We start from the raw sequence: 5,108 nt of genomic DNA on the forward strand, positions 1-5,108 counted from the left end.
CCGCGAGGCCATGCTCAAGCGGATCGGGGTCAAGAGTTTTGACGAGCTGATAGCCGACATTCCGGCGGAGATCCGGCTGAAGGCCGAGCTGAAGCTTCCCCAGGCCCTGTCCGAGATGGAAGCGGTCAAAGAAGTGAAGGCCCTGGCCGGGCAGAATCATCCGGCCTCCTCCCAGATATCCTTCCTGGGCGGCGGGGCCTATGACCACTACATCCCGGCGGCCATAGACCACATTCTGCTGCGCTCCGAGTTCTACACCGCCTACACCCCGTACCAGGCCGAGGTCAGCCAGGGCACCCTCCAGGCCATCTGGGAGTTCCAGAGCCTGATCACCGCCCTGACCGGCATGGACGCCGCCAACGCCTCGATGTACGACGGGGCCACCGCCCTGGCCGAGGCCGGAGTGCTGGCCTGCAACCATACCAAGCGCAAACAGCTGGTGGTCGCCCGGACGGTCAATCCCGCCTACCGCCAGGTCCTGGCCACCTATGCCGGCGGGGCCGGGATAGATGTCATTGAGATCGGCTTCAAGGACGGGGCCACCGATCTGGAGGCCTTAAAGAAGGCCGTGGGCCCGAACACCGCCGGAGTGCTGGTCCAGCACCCCAATTTCTTCGGCCACCTGGAGCAGATGGACGAGATCTCAGCCCTGGCCCACCAGGCCGGGGCGCTGCTGGCGGTCTCGGTCGATCCCATCTCGCTGGGAATTTTAAAGACCCCGGGGGAATACGGGGCCGACATCGTCACCGGAGAGGGCCAGCCCCTGGGCATGCCCACCAACCTGGGCGGGCCTTATCTGGGGCTGTTCGCCGTCAAGACCAACCTGCTGCGGCTGATGCCGGGCCGGCTGGTGGGCCTGACCACCGACGCCAAGGGGCAGGAGGGGGCGGTGCTGACCCTGCAGACCCGGGAGCAGCACATCCGCCGGGAAAAGGCCACCTCCAACATCTGTTCCAACGAGGCCCTGTGCGCCCTGGCCGCCGCGGTCTACCTTTCCCTGATGGGCCGCTCCGGGATCAAGCAGGTGGCGGAGCTCTGCCTGCAGAAGAGCCATTATCTCTCCCAGAAACTGAAGCCCTCCTTCAGCGCCCCCTTCTTCAAGGAATTCGTGATCCAGCCCAAACAGCCGGTGGCCAAACTGCTGGAAGAATTAAAGAAGGACGGGATCCTGGGGGGCCTGGACCTGGAGAAGTTCTACCCCGAATTAAAAGGCCACCTGATGCTGGCGGTCACCGAGAAGAGGACCAAGGAGGAACTGGACCAGCTGGCCTCAAAGATCAACGGTTAAAGTTTTCAAAACAGAATGCCGTCCCTCTTAAACCGGGGCGGCATTCTGGTAAACCCATAAAAAGTTATGCATTATCTTTTGTCATTTTTCGGAGCGGCCATGCTGGCCCTGGGACTGACCCCGCTGGCCATGGCCCTGTCGGTCAGATACCAGGTCTTTGACCGTCCCGGCCTTCGCAAGGTCCACCAGAAGGAAATGCCCTGTCTGGGAGGAGCGGCCGTGGCGGCTTCATTTTTCATCTGCCTGTGGCTGGCCAGGGGCATCTGGCCCCAGGTGTTCGAATCAATGGACCGGAAGCTTCTGGCTTTGACCCTGGGGGGGCTGATGATCTTCGGCATCGGACTGTACGACGACCTCAAGGACGCCTCGGTGGCCTTAAGGTTCCTGGTGCAGTTCGCGGCGGCCGGGGTTTTGATCTGGGGCGGGTTCCTGATCACCATGCTGCCCAATCCCCTGGGCGGAAGGCTGGAGCTGGGCCTGCTGAGCTATCCCTTCACCGCCCTGTGGATAGTGTTCCTGATCAACGCCCTTAATTTCTTGGACGGGCTGGACGGGCTGGCCGCCGGGGTCAGCGCCATAGTGGCCCTCACCATCTTCTTTGTGGCCGAACAGACCGGACAGCCCCTGGTGGCGTTGACCTCGATCCTGATGCTGGGGAGCCTGCTGGGATTCCTGCCGTTCAATTTTCATCCGGCCAAGATATTTTTGGGAGACTCCGGAGCCACCCTGATCGGCTTCCTGTTCGGGGCCATGACCACTCTGGGCACCATGAAGAGCGTGGCCGCCATCTCCCTGCTGCTGCCCATCGCCGCCCTGGGCGTGCCGATCTTCGACACAGTCAAGGCGGTTCTGCGGCGGACCCGGCGGGGCCAGAAATTCTACCAGGCGGACAAGGAGCACATCCACCACCTGCTTTTGTCGGCCGGGTTTTCCCACCAGGGGGCGGTGCTGTTCCTTTACGGCAGCACTTTCTTCCTGTCGGTGCTGTCCATCATGGCGGCCTCGGCCGACCGTCGGCTGATCTCCATCCTGGTGGCGGTGTTCATCATCCTGCTCCGGGCCTTCTTTAAAAAATGGCAGAAGAACCGGGAGTAAGGACCATAGCCCGGACCGGGGAACGGGACGCGGATCATCGCCGATTGACGCCGATCATTTTTATGACGATCCATTCTCTTGCTGCCTGGTTTCAATCACCATAACAATTCAGGATACAATTTGGGAACAGTGTTAGACATCAGCCAACTTAAGGGCCGGGCGGTGCTGGCGCCCATGGCGGGCATCACCGATTCGGCCTTTCGCGTTATATGCCGCCGGCACGGGGCGGCCCTGGTATATTCCGAGATGCTTTCCACCGAGGCCCTGTCCCGCCACCACGGGAAGACCCTCAAAATGGCCGGGTTCCGGGAGGAGGAGCGCCCGGTGGCCCTCCAGCTTTTCGGCAAAAGGCCCCAGGCCTTTGCCGAGGCGGTGGCCTGGCTGGAGCCATTGGCCCCCGACTGCTACGACCTTAATTTCGGCTGCCCGGCCCCCAAGATCGTCAAGAACGGGGGCGGCTCGGCCCTGCTCAAGGATCCGGAGCTGGTGGGGCAGATCGCCCGGGCCGCGGTCCAGGCCTCGCCCCGGCCGGTGCTGGCCAAGATCCGGAGCGGCTGGGAGGTGGGGGCCGAGAATGCGGTGGAGATAGCCAAAATACTTGAGGCCAGCGGCATCGCGGCCATAGCGGTCCACGGGCGCACCAAGAGCCAGATGTTCTCCGGTTCGGCCGACTGGGCGGTGATCGGCCGGGTCAAGCAGGCGGTCAAGATCCCGGTGATAGGCAACGGCGATGTCAAGAGCGGGGCCGACGCCGCAAGGATGGCGGAGGAGACCGGCTGCGACCTGGTGATGGTGGGCCGGGCGGCTTTGGGAAATCCCTTCTTGTTTGCTGAGATCAACCGCGCATTGAATTCAGAAGTCGGAATTCAGAATTCTGAATTTGCAGTAAGCTGGCCGGAAAAGCTGGCGGTCATAATCCAGCACATAGAGATGGCGGTGGCCGACAAGGGCCAGCCCCGGGGCCTCCGGGAAATGCGCAAGCATCTGGGCTGGTACATCAAGGGCATTCCCGGGGCGGCCGCCCTGCGCCAGGAACTTATGCGGGCCGAGACCAGGGAGGAAGTGCTGGGACTGCTGGAAAAACTCCAAAACTCCATTCACCGGCATCAGGGGGATATGGATGAACAAACACCGGAATAAACATTCCCGCCCGGCCATCGACTTTCTACTGGCGGCCCTGACCCTGGCCCCGGCCCTGGCCAACTGGCTGGGGCTGTGGATATTGAACGACGCCTGGCTGGCCATCATCCTGTGCTGCCTGATATTTTACGGCGGAGCCTACTGGGTGATCAGGGCCTTCCGGTTAAAGTCAATGCTGGTAATGAGGCCCCGGAACATCCTAAAGAGCCTGGCCTGGGGAATATCATCGGCCCTGGGGGCGGCGGCCCTGATACTGGTGCTGGGGACCATGTTCTTCACCCAGGCCGTTTCCGGGAACATGCTGCAGGCCTGCTCCCAGCGCCTGGCCCAGAGCCAGGCCCTGCGCTACAGCTTCTGGCAGTTCTTTCTGTTTGTGGGGATCATAGTCCCGGTGGGCGAGGAGCTGTACTGGCGGGCCGGTCTGCAGGGATTGTTGAGCCTGAGGTTCTCCAAAACCAAAACGGTGCTGATCTCGGCCCTGCTGTTCACCTTCTATCACCTGGTGACGGTGGGCTTCCTGGTGCCGGGGCTGCCCGGCCTGCCATTGGTGGGGCTGGTGTTCCTGAGCGGGCTGGTCTTGGCCTGGCTGACCCAGCACACCAAAAACATCTGGGCCGCGGCCATCTGCCACGGGCTGGGGGGATGGGGGGCCATCATCTTCCTGGTGTGGAAGTACCTGAGATAACCCGAAGCCGGCAAATTCTAAACAAGGCAAAAATCACAAATCTCGAAACAGCTTGTGAATTGGATCCTTTGATCATTGGGTTTTGTCCCGCCGCAGCGGGATCCCGCCAACGGCGGTGATTTAGGATTTAGCATTTAGTGCTTGAAATTTAATCAACTCAAACCATTATGCAGATAGTCATCGCCACCAGGAACGCGCACAAGCTCAGGGAGATCTCCCAGATCCTTAAAGTGGACGGGGTGGAGTTCCTGAGCCTGAATGATCTTCCGGAGTACCCGGAGGTGGAGGAGACGGGAAAGACCTTTGCCGACAACGCCCTGCTTAAGGCCCAGACCGCGGCCTATCACTCCGGCTGCTGGGCCCTGGCCGATGATTCCGGCCTGGAGGTGGACGCCCTGCAGGGCCGCCCGGGGGTGCACTCCGCCCGCTATGCCGGGGAGGAGGCCGACCCCGCAAAGAACATCCAAAAGCTGCTGGCCGAGCTGAAAGGCCTGCCCCAGGAAAAACTGACCGCCCGCTTCGTCTGCACCATGGCCCTGGTCTCCAACCACAACCGGGCCTATTTTACCGAGGGGAAGATAGAGGGCAGGATCACTGACCAGCCCCGGGGCGGGAACGGCTTTGGCTACGATCCGGTGTTCTGGCTGCCGCAATATGAAAAGACCATGGCCCAGCTTTCGCCGGAAGAGAAGAACGGGATCAGCCACCGGACCCTGGCCCTGAAGAAGATCGCCCCGCTGATCAACAGTCTTTCTGGCCATGACAGGCACAACTGCCCCGTGGCCTGAATGTCAAGGCCGGGATAGAACCTCCGGTATTGCTTGACATCGCCGGTAAAAGTGTTATATAATTACAAGTTCCTGTTTTAAAACGGGGTGTGGCGCAGTTGGTAGCGCGCTT

5 protein-coding genes are annotated in these 5,108 nt (G+C 61.4%); all 5 read left to right on the forward strand.

From position 1 onward, the window contains the following. On the forward strand, positions 1 to 1,288 hold a 1,288-nt coding region (gcvPA, locus tag Q7U71_05675), incomplete at its 5' end, for an aminomethyl-transferring glycine dehydrogenase subunit GcvPA (GenBank protein MDO9391245.1). 66 nt (positions 1,289 to 1,354) lie between these two features. Beyond that, positions 1,355 to 2,383, forward strand: a complete 1,029-nt coding sequence (locus tag Q7U71_05680; protein MDO9391246.1) for an MraY family glycosyltransferase — start codon at positions 1,355 to 1,357, stop codon at positions 2,381 to 2,383. A gap of 129 nt (positions 2,384 to 2,512) precedes the next feature. After that, on the forward strand, positions 2,513 to 3,523 hold the full coding sequence (dusB, locus tag Q7U71_05685) for a tRNA dihydrouridine synthase DusB (protein MDO9391247.1): 1,011 nt from the start codon (positions 2,513 to 2,515) through the stop codon (positions 3,521 to 3,523). After that, complete coding sequence (locus Q7U71_05690) at positions 3,504 to 4,208, forward strand: type II CAAX endopeptidase family protein (protein MDO9391248.1); 705 nt, start codon at positions 3,504 to 3,506, stop codon at positions 4,206 to 4,208. The genes dusB and Q7U71_05690 overlap by 20 nt, the downstream gene beginning before the upstream one ends. Before the next feature lie 167 nt (positions 4,209 to 4,375). Further along, entirely contained in the window at positions 4,376 to 4,996 is a 621-nt protein-coding gene (locus Q7U71_05695; protein MDO9391249.1) for an XTP/dITP diphosphatase, read from the forward strand. Positions 4,997 to 5,108 lie beyond the last annotated feature (112 nt).

This window comes from bacterium, assembly GCA_030655055.1.
Taxonomy (GTDB): domain Bacteria; phylum Edwardsbacteria; class AC1; order AC1; family EtOH8; genus UBA5202.

Excerpts from the sequence above, each read along its gene's own strand:
- Q7U71_05695 (MDO9391249.1), top strand. The coding sequence starts at position 4,376 with ATGCAGATAGTCATCGCCACCAGGAACGCGCACAAGCTCAGGGAGATC.
- Q7U71_05690 (MDO9391248.1), top strand. The coding sequence starts at position 3,504 with ATGAACAAACACCGGAATAAACATTCCCGCCCGGCCATCGACTTTCTA.
- Q7U71_05680 (MDO9391246.1), top strand. The coding sequence starts at position 1,355 with ATGCATTATCTTTTGTCATTTTTCGGAGCGGCCATGCTGGCCCTGGGA.